The sequence below is a fragment of the Sphingobacterium thalpophilum genome (assembly GCF_901482695.1).
GTDB lineage: Bacteria > Bacteroidota > Bacteroidia > Sphingobacteriales > Sphingobacteriaceae > Sphingobacterium > Sphingobacterium thalpophilum.
Window position 1 is genome coordinate 3,405,750 of sequence record NZ_LR590484.1, and the last position, 17,997, is coordinate 3,423,746.

A 17,997-nucleotide genomic window follows, 5' to 3' on the forward strand; every position below is an offset into this window, starting at 1 on the left:
GAATTTGGCGCTGCCGAAAACAGGATCTAGTACTAACCAATAATCGAAAAACTAATGTTTGACCGTTATATAAAAATAAGTGTTGTCGGTATGGTGCTGGCCGTCTCGGACTGCTATGCTGCCCATGCCTGGCGGCAGGGCGACGCCTTGCGGACTGCGCCACTGTTGCACCGGGTCACACCGGCAAGGCTTCCGAAAATCGTGGATGAATTCGGCAAGCCGCTGGCTGGCGCGAAGATCTATGACGCAGGGCACCGCCTGCTGGGGATCAGCAATGAGGAGGGCGAGTTTGCTGCGGTGGAGAGCACCACAACGGTATTCTGGGTCGAATACCCCGGATATTACCCGCAGCAGATCAGGATAAATGAGGCTAAGCTGGTGCGCCTGGTACCCAGCGTCCTGCGCAGCGACGAGACGCAGACTGCCCTCTACGATCAGAAGAAGGTAACGGAGCAGCTGGGTGCTGTTACCGTAGTATACAACAGCCAGATCAAGGATACGCCAACCCCGCTCTATGTGAATGCCCTGACCGGGCGGATTCCCGGACTGTACACGCAGGAGTTCAGCGGCTTCAGGTCGCCGGCCATGGCTGCGATTACCTCCAATGACTTGGCGGGATCGCTGCCTTCGGATGCTGTAAAATACCGCTCCAGCCTGAGCGACAACAGCGAAATCGGATTTAACCTGCGGGGTCAGAGCCCGGTCACGCTGATCGACGGCGTGCAGCGCGATATTTATTCCATCGATCCCGAGAGCATCGAATCGGTGACTGTCGCCAAGGACGCGCTGTCCAGCATCCTGCTCGGCCAGCGCAGCTCGCGTGGGGTGCTGCAGGTCACGACAAAAAAGGGGCGGCCGGGGCCACCGCGGATCAGCTTCACCGCGCAGACGGGCATGCAGCAGTCGCTCAAATTGCCCAAGCCGCTCGCGGCACACCAGTATGCCTACCTCTACAATGAGGCTCTGCTCAACGCAGGCCGCCAGCCGGTGTATACCGCCGGTGATTTTAAAGCGTATCAGGATGGCAGCGACCCGCTGTTTTTCCCGGATGTCAACTGGTACGATGCGCTGATACGGGATCAGAGCCCCATCAGCAAGTACAACCTCGGCGTGCAGGGGGGCATCAAGAATGCACGCTACGCCATGTCGCTGAGCTACCTCAACCAGGAAGGTTTCTTTCAATCGGACGATCAGTTTGACTATGAAACCAACCTGCAGAATAAACGGTACCTGATCAACAGCGCCATTGATGTGGATGTAACCGACGAACTGACCATCGGGCTGCAGTTTTTCGGCAAGATACAGGACGGCAGGCAGCCGGGAGCCAGGACGGGCGAGATCCTGTCGGCCCTCTACAATACGCCCAACAATGTGTATCCGATCTTCAACCCGGATGGCACTTATGGGGGCTCGTCGGTATACAGGACCAACCTGTACCAGATGGCCACCGGTGCGGGCTACCTGCTGGACAACACGCGCGATTTACTGGCCAACCTGGATTTCAGCTACAAGCTGGACCGCTTTCTGCCCGGCCTGTATGCAAAGGGAAAATTCAACGTGTCTTCGTCTTCTTCCAGCCTGATCGACCGCAGTCGGCAACAGCCGGTCTACGATCTGGCTTATAACGAACAGAAAGAGCTGGTCTATGTCAGGTATGGCAACATTGCGGATCAGCCCAACTCCTTTGCCATCACCTCCACGGCCAATTTCTACTACTTCCAGGGAATGCTGGGCTACGACAGGGAACTGGGCGGCGGGCACCGCGCCGGAGCCCGCCTGTTTGTCGACCGCCAGACGGCCAACTACCAGTTTGACCTGCCCGCGATCTACAGCAACTACGCGGCCACGGCAAACTATGCTTACCGCGACCGCTATTTTGCGGAGGCAGCGGTCAACTATTCGGGCTTCAACCGCTTTGCGCCGGGCCGCCAGTATGGCGTGTTCTATGCCTTCGGCCTGGGCTGGAACATGCTCGGGGAAGATTTTATGAAGGGGCAGGCAGACTGGCTGTCGCAGCTCCGGTGGCGGGCGACATTCGGACGGACCGGCAACAGCAACGAAGGGGCGCTGGGCTACTATAGCTGGCGTGCTTCCTATGGTCAGGACGGTTCGAATGCCTACGACTTCGGCTCGGAATATGCTCCCACCTACAGCCTGATCGAAAAGGGCCTCGCCAATATCGAGGGCACCTGGGAAAAGGGCAACAAGCTCAATATCGGCCTGGATCTGGGGCTCTGGAACTCGACGTTCAAACTGACGGCCGATTATTTTCGGGATACCTACTTTGATCTGCTGCAGCAGCGGGGATCGACCATCGAACTGATCGGTATTGGTTATCCCAACGAGAATATCGGTAAAAATAGGTATGAAGGGCAGGAACTGAGCCTGACCTATCAGAACCACTGGGGCAGCTTCAACTATTTTGTGACAGCCAATGCCAGTCGTGTCGGCTCGAAAGTGCTGTATATGAATGAGGTATTTCAGAAGTATGACTGGAACCGCCGCACGGGAATGCCGGTGGGGCAGACCTTCGGCTACCTGGCGGACGGGCTGATCCAGACGCAGGAGGAGGCCGACCGCGCGCCGCTGCTGTCGGGCAACAAGGTGTCGCCGGGGGATGTCAGGCTGCTGGATCTGAATGGCGACGGCATCATCAACCAGTACGACCAGACGGCCATCGGCAATACCCGGCCGACGCTGTATTTTGGTGCTACCCTCGGCTTTCAGGTGGGCGGCTTTGATTTCAGTGTGCTGCTGCAGGGCGTGCGCAACCGCACTTACCAGCAGACGGATTATTCTTTTGGCAGCAACGGCGAGGGGCAGGGTTTTGACTATATGCTGGGACGCTGGACACCGGAGACGGCGGCTTTGGCGACCTACCCGCGGCTGACGCTGGGGCCGAGCCCGACCAATACGCAGAACGTGTCGAGCTACTGGACGCGCCAGGGTGAGTACCTGCGTATACGCAATATGAGCCTCGGCTATACGTTGCCTGCCAGCTGGACAAGGCGCGTCAGGCTGTCGGCTGTGCGCCTCTTTGCCAGCGCCCACAATTTAGTCACCTTTACACCCTACAGCCGCCTGGATCCCGAGATTTCTTCGGGTACAGCCTATCCGGCACAGCGCACGGTCAGCCTGGGGGTGAACGTAAAATTATAAACCTTTAGCTATTGACGTTATGAACTATAATCCGTTTAAATGGATCGCCCTGTCTGCGGTAGCCCTCCTGGTATTTGCCTGCGAGAGCGACCTTGAAGTCGAACCTGTAGAACTGCAGACCCTGGACCAGGTGTTTGACAGCCGCGATTCGGCGGGCGTAAATGCGGGCCGCTTCCTGGCGGACTGCTACCGTTTTTTGCCGGCCCTGGGCAACCGCGTGGGCGGCGACTTTCTCGATGCGGCAACTGACGATGCGGTATCCTCAAATCCGACCAATACCTCCGTACAGCAGCTGGCAACGGGAACCTATACGGCCGACAGTTATCAGGACAACCTCTGGTCCTCCTGGTATCAGGGAATCCGCCGGACGAGTATCTTCATCCAGCATATCGACCGTGTGCCGGTCAAGGGCAAGCTGGAAAATGGTACGCCCATGCCACGGGTGTGGAAGGCGGAAGCCCGGTTTCTGCGGGCCCTATTTTACTTTGAACTGGTCAAACGCCATGGCGGCGTGCCGCTGCTGGGCGACAAAGTATATCAGCTCAACGACGATATAGAGCTGCCGCGGGCCAGTTTTGCGGAATGCGTAAATTATATCGTGCAGCAGTGCGACATGGCCATGGACAGCCTGCGCACGGATCCTTTCAACCTGACATTCTATGGCCGGCCCACCAAGGCGGCAGCCATGGCGCTCAAAGCACGTGTGCTGCTGTACGCGGCCAGCCCCTTGTTTAACGGGGGCAACATCGATGGACAAAATGAGCTGACGGGATACGCCAGCTATTCGGCCGCCCGCTGGCAGGCGGCGGAGAATGCTGCCCGTGCACTGATGGACCTCGGTCTGTTCAGCCTGGAACCGGCATTTAAGGATGTCTTCATCACCCGCAACCACGAGCGTATCTTTTCGAAACAGGGCGGCAACAACACCAGTTTCGAAAATAACAATGGCCCGGTAGGCTATGCCAACGGGGTCAACAACGGGCGGACCAGCCCCACGCAGGAGCTCGTGGATGCCTTTGGCATGGCCAATGGCCTGGCGATCGACGACGAAAACTCGGGCTACGACCCGGAGGATCCTTATCAGGGACGCGACAGCCGCTTTTATGCGACCATATTCTATAATGGTGCGCCCTGGCTAAACCGCGCGGTGCAGACCTTTGAGGGCGGTGCAGACAAACCGGGGGGCTCCAAGCAGCAGACCAAGACGGGATACTACCTGCGCAAGTTTATGGGTAGCTTCGAAACCCTCAATAACTACAGCAACGTCAACCACGACTTTATCCTATTCCGCTATGCGGAGGTGCTGCTCAATTATGCCGAAGCGCGCAACGAGCGGCTCGACAGGCCGGATGCCGCGGTGTACAGTGCCGTGGAGCAGCTGCGGCAGCGGGCCGGACTCAGCCCGTATCTGCTGCCGGCGGCACTGAGCAGGGAGCAGATGCGCGACATCATCCACAACGAACGCAGAAAGGAACTGGCCTTTGAGGAACACCGCTTTTATGATGTGCGCCGCTGGAAGACCGCAGAGACGGACTTCAATGCCCAGCTGCATGCCATGCGGATCTACCAGACAGGGACGGGCACTATCCGGCAGCCGGTACCGCTGCTGAAAATGGTCTTTGACAAAAAGATGTACCTGGCGCCGATTCCGTTCTATGAGGTCATCAAAAATCCGAAAATGATACAGAATCCCGGTTGGTAGCCGGTGCATCAAAAAAAAGGAAATCAGACATGAAAAAGAGCATCTATCTTTTAGTTGTAATGGTGCTATCACCATTCATCATATATGCACAGTCGGTCAGCGGGATCGTCAAAAACAGCACGGGCCCCCTGTCGGGGGTGTCGGTCAAGGAACAGGGGGGTGCTGCGACACAGACGGACCAGAACGGCCGCTTCAAGCTGACGCTGTCGGCAGGCAGGGTGCTGCAGTTCAGCAGCGTCGGCTACAACACGCAGCAGCGGAAGGTCAGGCCCGGCGATAATATCGAAGTCATCATGCAGTCCAGCAGCCAGGATATCGACGAGGTGGTGGTCGTGGGCTTCGGCACCACAAAGAAGCTGACCAGCACGGGGGCCGTCAGTTCGGTCAAGGGTGCCGATATCCGGCAGATACCGACCTCCAGCGTGCAGAACGCCCTGACGGGCAGACTGCCGGGATTTGTGTCGGTGCAGCGCTCAGGGCAGCCCGGACGGGATGCCTCGGACTTCTTTATCCGTGGTGTCAGCTCCCTCAATTCCGAAGGCAATCAGCCGCTGATCATTGTCGATGATATTGAGTATACCTATGAACAGCTTTCGCAGATCAATGTCAACGAAATTGAGAGCATCTCCATCCTGAAGGACGCCTCCACAACTGCAGTTTTTGGGATCAAGGGAGCCAACGGCGTGCTGGTGGTCAAGACCCGGCGCGGCGAACTGGGGAGGCCCAAGATCAATGCACGGGTAGAGTCGGGACTGCAGAGTCCCGTGACCAAACTCAAATTTCTCAATGCCTACGAAAGTGCCCTGCTCTGGAATGAGGCCATCGCCAATACGGTAGGAGATAACTCCCATCAGCCTTTTACGGAAGAGGACCTGGCGCATTTCCGCAATGGCGACGATAAGTATGGCCATCCGGATGTCAACTGGTACGAGCGTATTTTTAAGCCTTCCAGCCAGCAGTACAATACCAACATCGATATCACCGGTGGCGGTGAAGCGGTCAAGTACTTTGTGTCTGCAGGGGCCTTTTCGCAGAACGGTAACCTGTATCATTTTGAGAATGAGGGCGACAAGGTCAATAACAACTATTACTACCGCCGCTTTAACCTGCGTTCCAACCTGGATGTGCAGGCCACTAAAACCTTGAAGCTGCGGCTGGACTTCCGGGCCAATTTTAACCGGATCAACTCCCCGCGGGCCGGAAATATCGTCGGCGAAGTGTTTAATTTCAACAAAATAAGACCCTGGTCGGCGCCTTTTCTGAATCCCGACGGCTCTTTCGCCTATGCCAGTGATACACAGGAACTGCTGCCGACGATCAATGCGCGGCTGGCCGCCTCGGGCTACAGCCTGGACCGGCGCAATGACCTCAACATCTTGTTTGGCGGTACGCAGGAGCTCAATAGCTGGCTGCAGGGACTGTCTTTCTCGACACGTGTGGCCTATGCGAGCGTCGAGTCCAATGGCCGCGAGCAGGCCCGGGACGAAATCCCGGTGTACCGCTACGACCCCTCGACCAACGGTTATCTGTTAAAGGGCGGGGCGCCCTATGTACTCGGAAATTATACGCTGCGTGCCTATCAGGGCGATTATAACAACCGTGTGAACGTGCAGGCTAATTTTAACTATGCGCGTTCATTCGGCGACCACAGCGTGACGGGGCTGCTGCTGTACAACCGTGAGTCGTACAAGACCAAGGGTGATCAGAAGACCAACTGGATCCCGCAGAATTTTGAGGGCTACACCTTCAGGGCGGGCTACAATTACAAAGAGAAGTTTTTGCTGGATGCCACAGCAGCCTACAATGGTTCGGACCGTTTTCGGGGGGCACAGCGCTATGGGCTGTTTCCGGCCGTGTCGGCCGGCTATAACCTGGCCAAAGAAACATTCTTTAAGGATGCCTTCGACTTTGTGGAGCTGTTGAAGCTGCGGGCCTCGTACGGGCTCGTGGGTTCCGACAAGGTGATTGGTGACCGCTACCTCTATCAACAGGTATACAACCAGGGGGGCAGCTATTCTTTTGGCGAGACACACCAGCCTTCGCTGATTATCACCGAAGGGAATCTGGGAAATGATAACGTGACCTGGGAAAAGCAAAAGTCTTTTGATCTGGGGCTCGATATCAACCTCTGGAAAAATAAGTTCTCGTTGACCCTGGATTACTTCAACAATATCCGCTATGATCAGCTGGTGACCTCCCAGTCGCTGTTCCAGCATATCGGGGTGGGGGTATCCCCGGCCAATATTGCGCGTGTGCGCAACAGGGGGCTGGAGCTGGAGCTGAACGTCAACAACAATATCGGGGCGTTTAATTACAATATCAAGGGGGTGCTGACCTACTTCAAGAATAAGATCCTGTTTCAGGATGAACCCGCACCGGCATTTCCCTGGCTCCGCCTGACCGGGCAGCAGATCAACCAGCCTCTGGGCTACCTGTATGACGGCTTTTATACCGAAGAGAATATGGCCGACAGCCCCAAGCCTTCGGGCGGTTATCAGGTGCAGCCGGGCGACCTCCGCTATAAGGATCTGAACGGCGATGGTATCATCGATGACTACGACCGGACGGTCATCGGCAGGCCCGATATTCCGAATACGAGTTTCGGCCTCACCCTGGGCGGCAGCTACAAGGGCTTTAGCTTCAACGTGCTGCTGCAGGGCACCACAGACTACAGCTTCAGCATCAGAGGCAGCGGTATCGAGCCGTTCCAGAGTCAGTTTCAGCCGATCCATCAGCAGCGGTGGACACCGGAGACCGCGGCGACAGCCAAGTTCCCGCGGCTGACCACCAACCCCACGACCATCAACAGCCCCTCGACCTATATGTCGGATTTCTGGCTGATTGATGCCACTTATCTGCGGCTCAAAACCGTGGAGCTGGGCTATCAGCTGCCCAACAGGTGGCTGCCGTTTAAAATCAACAATGCACGTCTGTACCTCAGCGGGTATAACCTGCTGACCTGGACCAACTATTCGCTGTACCAGCAGGATCCGGAGGTGACGGCCAACAGTGCCGGCGACGCCTACCAGAACCAGCGCGTTGTGAATCTGGGGATCCAGATCGGCCTGTAGGCTAGATGCACATTGGTGTTGCGCGAGCATCAGGCAGCAAGCAGAGCGGCCTACCTCCGGAGTATATTTCCGGAAGGTAGGCCGCTGTATGTAAAGGCTGCTGGTCAGCCATTGGGGCGGGGGACTTATCTCAGTCCCAGCTGCCAGGTTTCCTGGACTTTGCCCCGGCTTTTGAGGAGCTCCAGCTGTTCGCCCGTGGCCGCCGCCAGTAGCTTGGGCAGGCTACTGTACTTGTCAAATTCGGGTGGGTACTTTTCGAGTACCCGGAAGCCCTGATCGTAAAAGAACTGCCCGGCATGGTCGAAAGACTCGAAGTAGTTGGCGTGCACGTTGTTTTTCCGGAAGAAATCGTTCCATCGTCCGTCTCTGTCGCTGCCCACGGCCTGGGTCTCATGCCGGATATAAATATCGGCGGTGGTCCAGGTGCCGCCCTGCCGCTCAAGCAGCCTGCGGATATGCTGCAGGATCTGTTTTTTGGCCGCGTCGTCGAAATACAGCAGCAGCCCCTCATTGATGATGGCGAGTTCGCTGCTGCTCTCCGGATAGCTTTCGGCGTGCAGCACGTCGAGCGGCTGTAACTGCAGGTTTTGCGGGACAGCCTGCTGCATGGTACGCAGCATTTCACTCTTCTGGCTGATGATGGCCGGCAGGTCCGTGTCGATGTAGCTGGCATCGGGGTGCTTGCGGGCGTAGTCCAGACCGCGCAACGAGAAGCCCGCGGAGAGCTCGAGTACAGTAGGTGCTGCGGTCTTTTCCAGAAAATAATCCAGGGAGCGGTACCGCATTTCGAAGTGCAGCACGCTGGCCCAGAAACCAAAATCCTGTTGCGGAGCGGCAGGGCTTTCGATGCCGAAATGGGCAGCTACCTCTTCCGCAAAGGGAATGGAGCCTGCGGCCGCTTTGAAAGCCAGCAAGGCGCTGGCGGTATCTGTTACGTGTTTTAATCGCATGATTGTGTGTTTTTTTTGCAAAGTAACAGCACTCCGGGATGGGAAAATAGGAAAAAGTAGACCTACCGTTTTTTGTTGAAGGCATTGCCCAGCTGGTTGGGGGCGAGCATAAACTGCCGGGGCCGCTGTGCGAATACCTTGCGGAAGTCTTGCAGGAAGTGGGATTCGTCATAGTAAAGGTCATACAGATGGTCTTTGTTTTCCCTTTGCTGATCACGGATATAGAGGTTGTACATCGCCTGCAGGCGCACGATGGAAGCATATTCTTTCGGTGTCAGGCCGACCTGCTCCTTGAACAGCTTATTGAGATGCCGCTGCGAGCCGGGAATATTTTCGAAGACTTCCCGGATGCGGATATTGCCCTGATGCTGGTCGATGGCATCCACTGCGCTGATGACGCGCCCATCGGCTGCAAACTGTATCCGCTCGGCCAGCAGCTGCAGCAGCGAACCGATACTGTCCGCAGGCACACCAGTGCAGGAGTCCAGTACCATGCTGCCGTCCTGCTTCAGGCGGGAGATGGACGCTACCCTGTTGACCAATGTGGGCATGGCAGCACCTGCGATGGCATAATAGCCATAGGGCCTGAAGGTGATGCCGATGGAGCTGACCGGGGCAGAACCGCGGAGCACAATATTTTTGTTGTGAGGGCCCACCAGATGCAGGTCGTACAGCGGATGATGAAACACCGTGTCGTCCACGACATGCTCGTAAGTACCTTGATAGTTCCACAGCAGTACGCATTTACCGGTCGGGATCACCAGGGCCTGCTCGCGCTCGGGGAGCTGCTCCGGGCTTTCGAACGACCAGATGGACTCGATCAATGGAGATAAACTGTCAGGTACGGGATAATACTGCATGCCGGCATGTAAAAAAGCAAATATCGGAACAATGGGTCAGTCGCGCAACAGGGGCTTCGTGAATTCTGATAGCGGTAAGTTAACTTATTTTTTTTTCAAACTTTTTGTGTACGGGAGATGTTCAGACCGTAGCAATCATCCCCGACAGGGGCTCTCATAAAATTAGGTAAAATGACAGCACGCCAGTTTCCCAGACTGGCGTGCTATTTTTGTTGCGCCCGTGTCACCCGGTTATTGGGCACAAACCGCGTTCGCTCAGCATGTCCTGCTGCGGGTGTTGCCGAAATCTTTATCTTTGTGCATGTCCGAAAACAAAATAATGTCCAATGCCAATTTGAGCTTGATTGCGACAGGTGCGCATATCGTTATGGCCATTGTGCTTTTTACCTATCAGGAGAAGCTGTATGTTAACGACCTTGAGGGGGCGGTTATCACCCTGTTGTTCGTGTTGGTGATCCTGGCTCTTGCCCTGGCCATCAATTCGAGAAAGACGACGTTGGGTCTGTTGCTGCTCTTTCTGAATGCGCTTTACCTGCCGGTTTGCCTCCTGCTGCTCTATATTGGGCTGACTTTCACCTTTAGGGTATAACTGCCTTGCGGGTATCTGCTTAACTGAGGCGAATCATAATCTGCTGCGACCAGCATACGACGGCCCGATCTGCACTATGTTAATGAAAGGCTGACATTGGCAAAAGTCGCGGGCAAAATAGGGTTAAGATTGGATTTAGGCAGATTTTTTATAAATTGAGCGTACCAAACAACGATGGCCAACAGCAGTTCAACATATCAGGATGTGCGATTGCCGGTTCCGGAAGAATTTTCGGACGTCTTTTCGCATTTTTACTTCGCCGCCAATCGCAGCACGGAGCCCGTGACCAAAACATTGATGCCCTCTTTTCAGTCGATAATGGTCTTTAATTTTGGCAGCAGGGCCGTCCTGCATACCCGGCAGGGGACGGCGGCCGAAATGCACAGGTGTATTGTGCTGGGGCCGGTAAAGACGGCATTTGACTATACGCTGCCGCCCGGATCAGAGATTCTGGTTGTCAATTTTAAGGCTGACGCCTTTTTCCGCTTTTTCGGACAGGCCCGCCTGTCGGACCATCTGCCGGCAGATCCCAACGATGCCTTGGCAGACGACTGCTTCGCCCGCCTATGGCATCAGCTGGATCCGATGTCTGCCGTAGCCGATCGTGTAGGTGGCATCCTGGACTTCTGCAGGCCGTATCTGAAGCCGCAGGATGGTGCTTCATCCCTGCTGTCGGGATTCGAATCGGACTCCCAAAGCGTCATCAAGTCCGTCGCCGGCAGCATCGGACAGACGGAGCGCAACGTGCAGCTGATGCACAAAAAGTACTTTGGCTACAGCGCCAAGGAACGTGGCCGCTACGAGCGCTTTATCAAAGCGGTGGGCCTGCTGCAACAGCTTGCCTCCAGTGGCGATAAAGTGGACTGGTTTGAAATCATTGGCGCCTGCGGCTACTACGACCAGAGCCAGCTGATCCACGACTTCCGGCATTTTATGAACCTCTCCCCTAAAAAATACCTACGGTTGCAGACGGATATCTGCCGGGCCACGGCCGACTAAGCTTTTCGTTTTCTTACAATTTTTCGGATCCGCCTTCCACTACTTTTGTTTTAGTCATTCAAATAAAACAAAAGAATATGAAACATCTGATTATTTATGCACATCCCAACCCGGAAAGCCTCAACCATCAGTTTAGACAGACAGCCGAAGCGGCGCTGCGCATGCAGGGACACGAGGTTGTCGTCCGCGATCTGTATGCATTGAATTTTAATCCGGTACTTTCGCTGGAGGATATGCAGGGGCAGCGGCAGGGCCGGGTGGCCGATGAGGTCCGGCAGGAGCAGGCATATATCTCCTGGGCAGATACGCTGACTTTTGTTTACCCGATCTGGTGGACGGGTATGCCGGCGATCATGAAGGGTTATATCGACCGCGTGTTTAGTTATGGCTTTGCGTACCGCTACGATCAGGGTGTGCAAAAGGGGCTGCTGAGCGGCAAGTCGGTATATATCATCAATTCCCATGGCAAGTCGAAGTCCGAATACGGGGAGATCGGTATGGACCGGGCGCTCCGGCTGACCTCGGATCGGGGGATCTATGCCTACTGTGGTCTGGAGATCAAACAGCATTTCTTCTTTGATGGGGCGGACCGCCCTGCGGCAGCGAGTGTCGAAACTTGGCTGCAGGAAATCGCTGGGGTTTATGCAATCCAGGAAGCATTTTTGTAGGACCTGACATTCGGTCAGGTTAGCAGTCCGTATTACATGTAGGCGATAAAACAAGGGCGGGGGGGGGGGGGCGGTACCGTAACGTGGAATATCCAATGGTGGATGCGAAAAAAAATCCCTATCTTCATCGAGGCTATAGGAGCCGCTGACTTTTTATGAAAACCGATATGGAAACGAACGAAACGAATGCAAGGCCATTGGGCGAATTGTCCGATGCCGAATTGCTGGAAAAAAAGAAAAAATCCCTGCCCAATAAGATTATCAATGCCTGTATCATTGGCTTCTGTTTTGGTGTGGCCGTCTACAGCGCCGTAAAAAACGGGCTTGGGTTAAGTACGATTGTGCCTCTGGTGTTAGCCTTGCTGGCTTATAAGTATCTGGGCAAAGATGAGCGGATGGTCGATGAAGAACTAAAAGCCAGAAATCTGAAATAATTTTTTTTTAAAAAATTAAAACTATTCGCTGTTAGCGGATGTCCTGAGGGTAGTCCATTTGAAAGTAATTTAGTTAAAGGTCGGGTTTCGCATGTTCACCCGGCCTTTTTTCGTTGAAAGGGAAACTATCGCTGTGGCGTTATTGTTTATAAAATGGACGTTGCACGGCGGCGCGGGGCAAACAGCTTGCTGCGCTGGCGGATAGGTACCGTCATCATCGTATGTAGTAAAAAATAACACTATGAGAAGAGAACAAATTGAAGAGTGGATTGCTGAAGGATACAATATCCTGGATCATAAGAAACCGAAAGTCGTCGAGGGGGATATCTGGGAATACCTCAACCAGTGTGATGGTCATGGCACGGATGTGTACGCCCTGTCCGAACTGGCACGCTGGTCTGACCGGGAACTGGCGGAGCTGGATTTACGTAAGTACACCACGGCGTACGGTCAGCTGGGCGAAAAACAGTTTCTCCGCAATGAGGCCATCCGTACCAAAGAATTTGACAAATACGAAGCGTTTTTGCGTCTATTTTTTCCCGACAGTGTCGAAAAGGAAATCGAAGAAGCGCGCTTTCTGTCCGAACAGGTCAAGCGGGTGACGAAAGAAGAGATGCAGCAATGGGTGGTGACCCACCATATCAATGTGCTGCTTTCGGACCTGTATTGCCTCGATGAAGGGGCGATCCTGACCGGCCTGGTACTGCCTTCGGAAGAAGTGGTCAGCTATACCGACGGCGGACTGCAGGATACAATGGACTGCCATGTGACGCCCATGGAGTTCTTTAGCCATGCCGAACACGATCATTATTGGATCGATCCCCGGATCAAAGGGGCCTAGACAGCACGCCGCGTTTCGCTGATTGTGCTTCCTGGATTTGTGTATCCGCTTAACGATGAGTGGCTTGTAGGTTGTATGGGGGTAAAGGGGACTGTATGGTCTGTGGAATGAAAATTATCGCACTTGGGTAAATTTTATTTAAACGAGAAATATTGTTGACTTTGGCATAATATATGTTGCTGATGGCGTACTCAATAGCTATGGTATTATGACGATCAAACAAATTTTTCTCGCTATTACGTTGTGCATCGTGATGGGGTTCGCGCAGGCGCAAACCATGAAATTAACGCCAAATGATTTTGTCGATGCGGCGGACGAATCCAAAAATTATGTGGTTCTGAACTTTCCCGGCAAATCACAGCAGGAGCTTTACAAGGCGGTGCTGAAATTTGCAAACTCAGTGTACAACAGGCCAGAAAAAGTGATTACCAAGGTGGAGGGCGGGCAGATTGTCCTCGACGCGATGGAAAAGCAAGTTACTTCATGGGGCAGACTGCGCAAGGATCTGGATTTCTTTTACAAAATTACCATGGACTTTAAAGATGGCCGGATGCGTTTTTCGCCCAACTATAAGTATCTCGAAGGTTACGACGGTATTGAGTACCCGCTGGTCAAAAAAAGCAATCTGTGGGTAAAGACAGCGATGTTCAATACAGGTGGTAAGGTGAGAATGGAAGCGGCACAGCAGGACCTGGAGAAGTTTATCAATGACTTTATCGCGGCCATTGCCAACAGTATCAACAGTAGCAAGACCAATGACAATTGGTGATAAACACCCCAAATAATATATAGATAATGAAGCTCTCAAATTTTTTGAGAGCTTTTTTATTGCCCTCCTATCTGCCTATACTGCTCACTGGCAGCAAGTGTTTCGGCCTGTTGCAGGCTGACCACATCACCGATCACAATAATGGCCGGATGCCCGAGTCCCTGTTGACGGCAGGCACGCACCAGGTCCTTGACTTTGCAGGTTACCTGTCTTTGCTGGGGTAGGCTGGCATGTTGTATGACGGCTGCTGGCGTATCGCCTCTTCCGTAAAGCACGTAGGTGCGTGCAATCTCGTCCAGCTTGCGCATGCCCATGTAAATGACAACCGTGGAGCGACTTTGTACGGCCAGTGGCAAGTCTGCAGACAAGCTGCCATCTTTCTTCATTCCGGTCAATGCCCAGACGCCTTCGCTGATACCGCGGTGCGTCAGCGGGATATCGTTGAGGCCTGCGCCCTGCATGCTGCTGATGCCGGGAATATAGATGACGTCTATACCCTGATCCCTGACGGTCAGCCATTCTTCAAAGCCCCGGCCAAAGAGATAGGGGTCGCCGCCTTTTAGGCGCAGTACCCGGTCGTATTGTGCGCAGTATTGTAGAATGAGTGCGTTGATCTCTTCCTGAGGTACATATTCTCCATAAGGATGCTTGCCGACATAGTGTTTTATGCAGTTTTTGGGTGCTAATTTTAGTATTTCTTCATTAATTAAGTTGTCAAATAGGATGACTTGCGCATTTTTTATGGCTTTATGTGCTTTTAATGTGAGCAATTCGGGGTCTCCGGGTCCAGAACCGACAATAAATAGCGATTTTTTCTTTAGTTTTTTCATTGTTACACTGTTTTTGTCTTGTTTTATATGTAAATGTATTAAAAAATGTGGTATAAATCATGTTTTATTAAAATATTTTGAAATTTTTATTGAAAAAACATTACAAAAATCATGTTTTTGTTGATTTTTTAATTTTTTATTACCTAAATTAGTGTTGTTAAATCAGTAAATTGGTTTTTAGATCAAAAAAAAACAGGAGTTATGGAAAGAAAAAAGATTGTTATTGTTGGAAATGGTATGGTTAGTAATAAGATTTGTGAAAAATTGAGGTTAAAATCAGCCGACTTGCAAATAACTGTATTCGCCGAAGAGCCAATTCGGGCCTATGATCGGGTGCATTTGACCGATTATTTCAAAATTTCATCTCTTGAAGAGCTTTTTCTCTCAAAAAATGAATGGTATGCCGAAAATAATATCAAAATTCATCTCAATGACCCTGTTGTTGACGTAAATCTGAACAAGAAAGAGGTGGTCTCCCTAAAGGGTGAGGCTGTCCCTTACGATTACCTGGTGTTTGCGACAGGTTCTGCGGCTTTTGTGCCACCCATTCCGGGTGTAGAGAAGGAGGGTGTATTCTTATACCGTACGGTGGAAGATCTGGAGCTGATCAAAGCTTATGCGGTCCGGGCCAGAAAAGGAGCTGTCATGGGCGGTGGTCTACTGGGTCTGGAAGCGGCCAAGGCCCTGGTCGATCTGGGGATCTCGGAAACGGCCGTGATCGAGTTTGCGCCGCGTCTGATGCCCAGGCAGATTGATGACAGTGCGAGTGCACTATTGCAAAGCAAGTTGGCCGGGCTGGGGCTGAGCTGTCTGCTGCAGAAGTCTACCCGGGAGCTACTGGGTGACGGACGCCTGACGGGCATTGCCTTTCAGGATGGTTCGGTACTGGAGACCGACCTGCTGGTGATATCGGCGGGTATCCGTCCGCGTGATGAACTCGCCCGGAAAGCCGGGCTCAGCGTCGGTGAGCGCGGGGGCATCCTGGTCAATGCGCAGATGCAGACCTCGGATCCGGCAGTCTATGCCATCGGCGAATGTGCCCTGGTCAACGATATGATCTATGGGCTGGTGGCGCCGGGTTATGAAATGGCCGAGATCGCAGCTTCTCATATCGTAGGCGAAGAAAAGGCCTTCCATGGATTTGATATGAGCACCAAGCTCAAGCTGCTGGGGGTTGACGTGGCTAGCTTCGGGGATCCTTTTGTCAGTGAGCCTTATGCACGGACCATCCTGCTGGAAGATCGCAACAAAGGAATTTATAAGCGGCTCAATGTCAGTACCGACGGTACACGCCTGCTGGGTGGTATCCTCGTCGGCGAGGCGGCGAGCTACAATATGCTGCTGCAGATGGTGAACAACAATATGCCGCTGGCCGAGCATCCTGAATTGCTGCTGCTGGGCGAACAGCGCGATAGCAAAACTCCGGGCACGGGGCTGGAGGCACTGCCAGACCAGGCGCTGATCTGTAGCTGCGAAGGGGTGACCAAAGCACAGATCTGCGATGCTGTGATGCAGCAGGGCTGTGAAAATGCCGACGGCGTAAAAAAATGTACCAAGGCGGGATCAGGCTGCGGTGGCTGCGTGCCCATGGTCAAGGATTTGGTCAATTATACCATGAAAAAGCAGGGCAAGTATATCCGGAGCAGCATCTGTGAGCATTTTGACCTAAGTCGCCAGGAACTTTATGACCTTATTAAAATCCATGAACTGAAGACTTATGACCAGGTGCTGGACAGTCTGGGCAGGGGACATGGCTGCGAAGTGTGTAAGCCGCTTGTGTCTTCGCTGCTGGCCAGCCTCTGGAATGAGATGATCCTCGATAAAGGAAATGATGTGGCGCAGGATAGCAACGACCGCTACCTTGCCAATATTCAGAAAGGGGGGACCTATTCGGTGGTGCCCCGCATACCGGGGGGTGAGATCACACCCGACAAGCTGATCGTGATCGGTGAGGTCGCCAAGAAATATAATCTGTATACAAAAATTACGGGAGGACAACGCATTGATCTGTTTGGTGCACATCTCAATGACCTCCCGTTTATCTGGGAAGAGCTCATCGCGGCGGGTTTTGAGAGCGGGCATGCTTATGGGAAGGCCTTACGGACCGTTAAAAGCTGTGTGGGGAGCACCTGGTGCCGCTTCGGGCTGCACGACAGTGTCTCCTTTGCCATCCGGGTGGAGGAACGCTACCGCGGACTGCGGGCACCGCATAAGATCAAGTCGGCCGTCAGCGGCTGTATCCGGGAATGCGCGGAGGCCCAGAGCAAGGATTTTGGGATCATCGCCACCGAGAAAGGCTGGAACCTTTATGTCTGCGGCAATGGCGGCAGTAAGCCTCAGCATGCGCTGCTGCTGGCAGCGGATATCGACAGCGAAACCTGTATACGCTACATCGACCGCTTCCTGATGTTCTATATCCGCACAGCAGATCCGCTGACCCGCACAGCTACCTGGCTCAATAAGATGGAAGGCGGCATCGACTACCTCAGAAATGTGGTGGTCAACGATAGCCTGGGTATGGCCGAACAATGGGAAGATGACATGCAGAAACTGGTGGACAGCTACCGCTGTGAATGGAAAGTCGCCGTGGAGGATCCCAACATCCGCAAACGCTTTGTCCACTTTGTCAATGCGCCTGAGGAGAAGGATGATACGGTCCGCTTTGAAATGATGCGCGGCCAGAAAAAGGCTGCTGACTGGAACCTGAAAACGTACTAACATACTTTGAAAACCCTTTAAACAACAATCAGATGGAAACGCAATTAGACACGCAATGGCTGCAGGCCTGCCGCATCGAAGATGCCATTGAAAACGGCGGAGTATGCCTCAAATTAAACAATGAACAGATTGCCCTGTTTTATTTCGCGCGCCGCAACGAGTGGTATGCCACCCAGAACGAATGTCCGCACAAGCGGCAGATGATCCTGAGCCGGGGCATGCTCGGATCGCTGGGCGAAACGCCTAAAGTCGCCTGTCCATTTCATAAGAAAACCTTTGCCCTCGATACTGGGGAATGCTTGTCGGGCGATGAATGTGCAATCAAAACCTATCCGGTAAAAGTTGAAAACGGCAGGGTGTATATTGGCATGTCAGCCTAGCTGGCAGCTGTGGAATGAGTGATAAAC

14 protein-coding genes are annotated in these 17,997 nt (G+C 53.5%); 11 read left to right on the plus strand and 3 right to left on the minus strand.

Translation table 11 applies throughout. The features are described from left to right. Positions 1 to 54: 54 nt before the first annotated feature. Genes FGL37_RS14145 through FGL37_RS14155 form a run of 3 tightly spaced genes read left to right on the plus strand, consistent with a single transcriptional unit; the run spans position 55 to position 7,932 of the window. On the plus strand, positions 55 to 3,159 hold the full coding sequence (locus FGL37_RS14145; protein WP_232048698.1) for a SusC/RagA family TonB-linked outer membrane protein: 3,105 nt from the start codon (positions 55 to 57) through the stop codon (positions 3,157 to 3,159). 19 nt (positions 3,160 to 3,178) lie between these two features. Further along, positions 3,179 to 4,861 (plus strand): RagB/SusD family nutrient uptake outer membrane protein, encoded by a 1,683-nt coding sequence (locus tag FGL37_RS14150; protein WP_028069741.1) that lies wholly within the window; start codon positions 3,179 to 3,181, stop codon positions 4,859 to 4,861. 59 nt (positions 4,862 to 4,920) lie between these two features. Beyond that, complete coding sequence (locus FGL37_RS14155) at positions 4,921 to 7,932, plus strand: SusC/RagA family TonB-linked outer membrane protein (protein ID WP_028069742.1); 3,012 nt, start codon at positions 4,921 to 4,923, stop codon at positions 7,930 to 7,932. Positions 7,933 to 8,057: 125 nt separating this feature from the next. Here the strand turns inward: FGL37_RS14155 and FGL37_RS14160 are convergent, their stop codons facing one another. Then, positions 8,058 to 8,882, minus strand: coding sequence for a hypothetical protein (locus tag FGL37_RS14160; protein WP_028069743.1), 825 nt, complete (start codon positions 8,880 to 8,882; stop codon positions 8,058 to 8,060). A gap of 62 nt (positions 8,883 to 8,944) precedes the next feature. Next, on the minus strand, positions 8,945 to 9,742 hold the full coding sequence (locus tag FGL37_RS14165; protein WP_028069744.1) for a helix-turn-helix domain-containing protein: 798 nt from the start codon (positions 9,740 to 9,742) through the stop codon (positions 8,945 to 8,947). A 301-nt stretch (positions 9,743 to 10,043) separates the two neighbouring features. Between FGL37_RS14165 and FGL37_RS14170 the strand changes: the two genes are divergently transcribed. From FGL37_RS14170 to FGL37_RS14195, 6 genes are all read left to right on the plus strand, one after another. Continuing rightward, the gene (locus FGL37_RS14170; protein ID WP_028069745.1) at positions 10,044 to 10,331 is read left to right on the plus strand and encodes a hypothetical protein; all 288 of its coding nucleotides are present in this window, start codon (positions 10,044 to 10,046) and stop codon (positions 10,329 to 10,331) included. 174 nt (positions 10,332 to 10,505) lie between these two features. Next, entirely contained in the window at positions 10,506 to 11,330 is an 825-nt protein-coding gene (locus FGL37_RS14175) for an AraC family transcriptional regulator (RefSeq protein ID WP_028069746.1), read from the plus strand. A 77-nt stretch (positions 11,331 to 11,407) separates the two neighbouring features. Beyond that, positions 11,408 to 11,998 (plus strand): NAD(P)H-dependent oxidoreductase, encoded by a 591-nt coding sequence (locus FGL37_RS14180; protein WP_028069747.1) that lies wholly within the window; start codon positions 11,408 to 11,410, stop codon positions 11,996 to 11,998. A gap of 167 nt (positions 11,999 to 12,165) precedes the next feature. Next, complete coding sequence (locus FGL37_RS14185; protein ID WP_028069748.1) at positions 12,166 to 12,432, plus strand: hypothetical protein; 267 nt, start codon at positions 12,166 to 12,168, stop codon at positions 12,430 to 12,432. Positions 12,433 to 12,673: 241 nt separating this feature from the next. Further along, the gene (locus tag FGL37_RS14190; RefSeq protein ID WP_028069749.1) at positions 12,674 to 13,273 is read left to right on the plus strand and encodes a hypothetical protein; all 600 of its coding nucleotides are present in this window, start codon (positions 12,674 to 12,676) and stop codon (positions 13,271 to 13,273) included. A gap of 208 nt (positions 13,274 to 13,481) precedes the next feature. After that, a complete protein-coding gene (locus FGL37_RS14195; RefSeq protein ID WP_081817853.1) occupies positions 13,482 to 14,042 on the plus strand; it encodes a DUF4468 domain-containing protein in 561 nt (186 codons plus the stop codon). A 56-nt stretch (positions 14,043 to 14,098) separates the two neighbouring features. Here FGL37_RS14195 and cobA read toward each other — a convergent pair whose 3' ends face one another. Continuing rightward, positions 14,099 to 14,872, minus strand: a complete 774-nt coding sequence (cobA, locus tag FGL37_RS14200; protein ID WP_028069751.1) for a uroporphyrinogen-III C-methyltransferase — start codon at positions 14,870 to 14,872, stop codon at positions 14,099 to 14,101. 201 nt (positions 14,873 to 15,073) lie between these two features. On the opposite strand from cobA, the gene nirB reads away from it, so the two are divergent. After that, positions 15,074 to 17,590 carry a nitrite reductase large subunit NirB gene (nirB, locus tag FGL37_RS14205; protein WP_028069752.1) on the plus strand — a complete coding sequence of 839 codons (2,517 nt, stop codon included), beginning with the start codon at positions 15,074 to 15,076 and terminating at the stop codon, positions 17,588 to 17,590. 32 nt (positions 17,591 to 17,622) lie between these two features. Then, positions 17,623 to 17,970 (plus strand): nitrite reductase small subunit NirD, encoded by a 348-nt coding sequence (gene nirD, locus FGL37_RS14210; protein WP_028069753.1) that lies wholly within the window; start codon positions 17,623 to 17,625, stop codon positions 17,968 to 17,970. Positions 17,971 to 17,997: the final 27 nt, after the last annotated feature.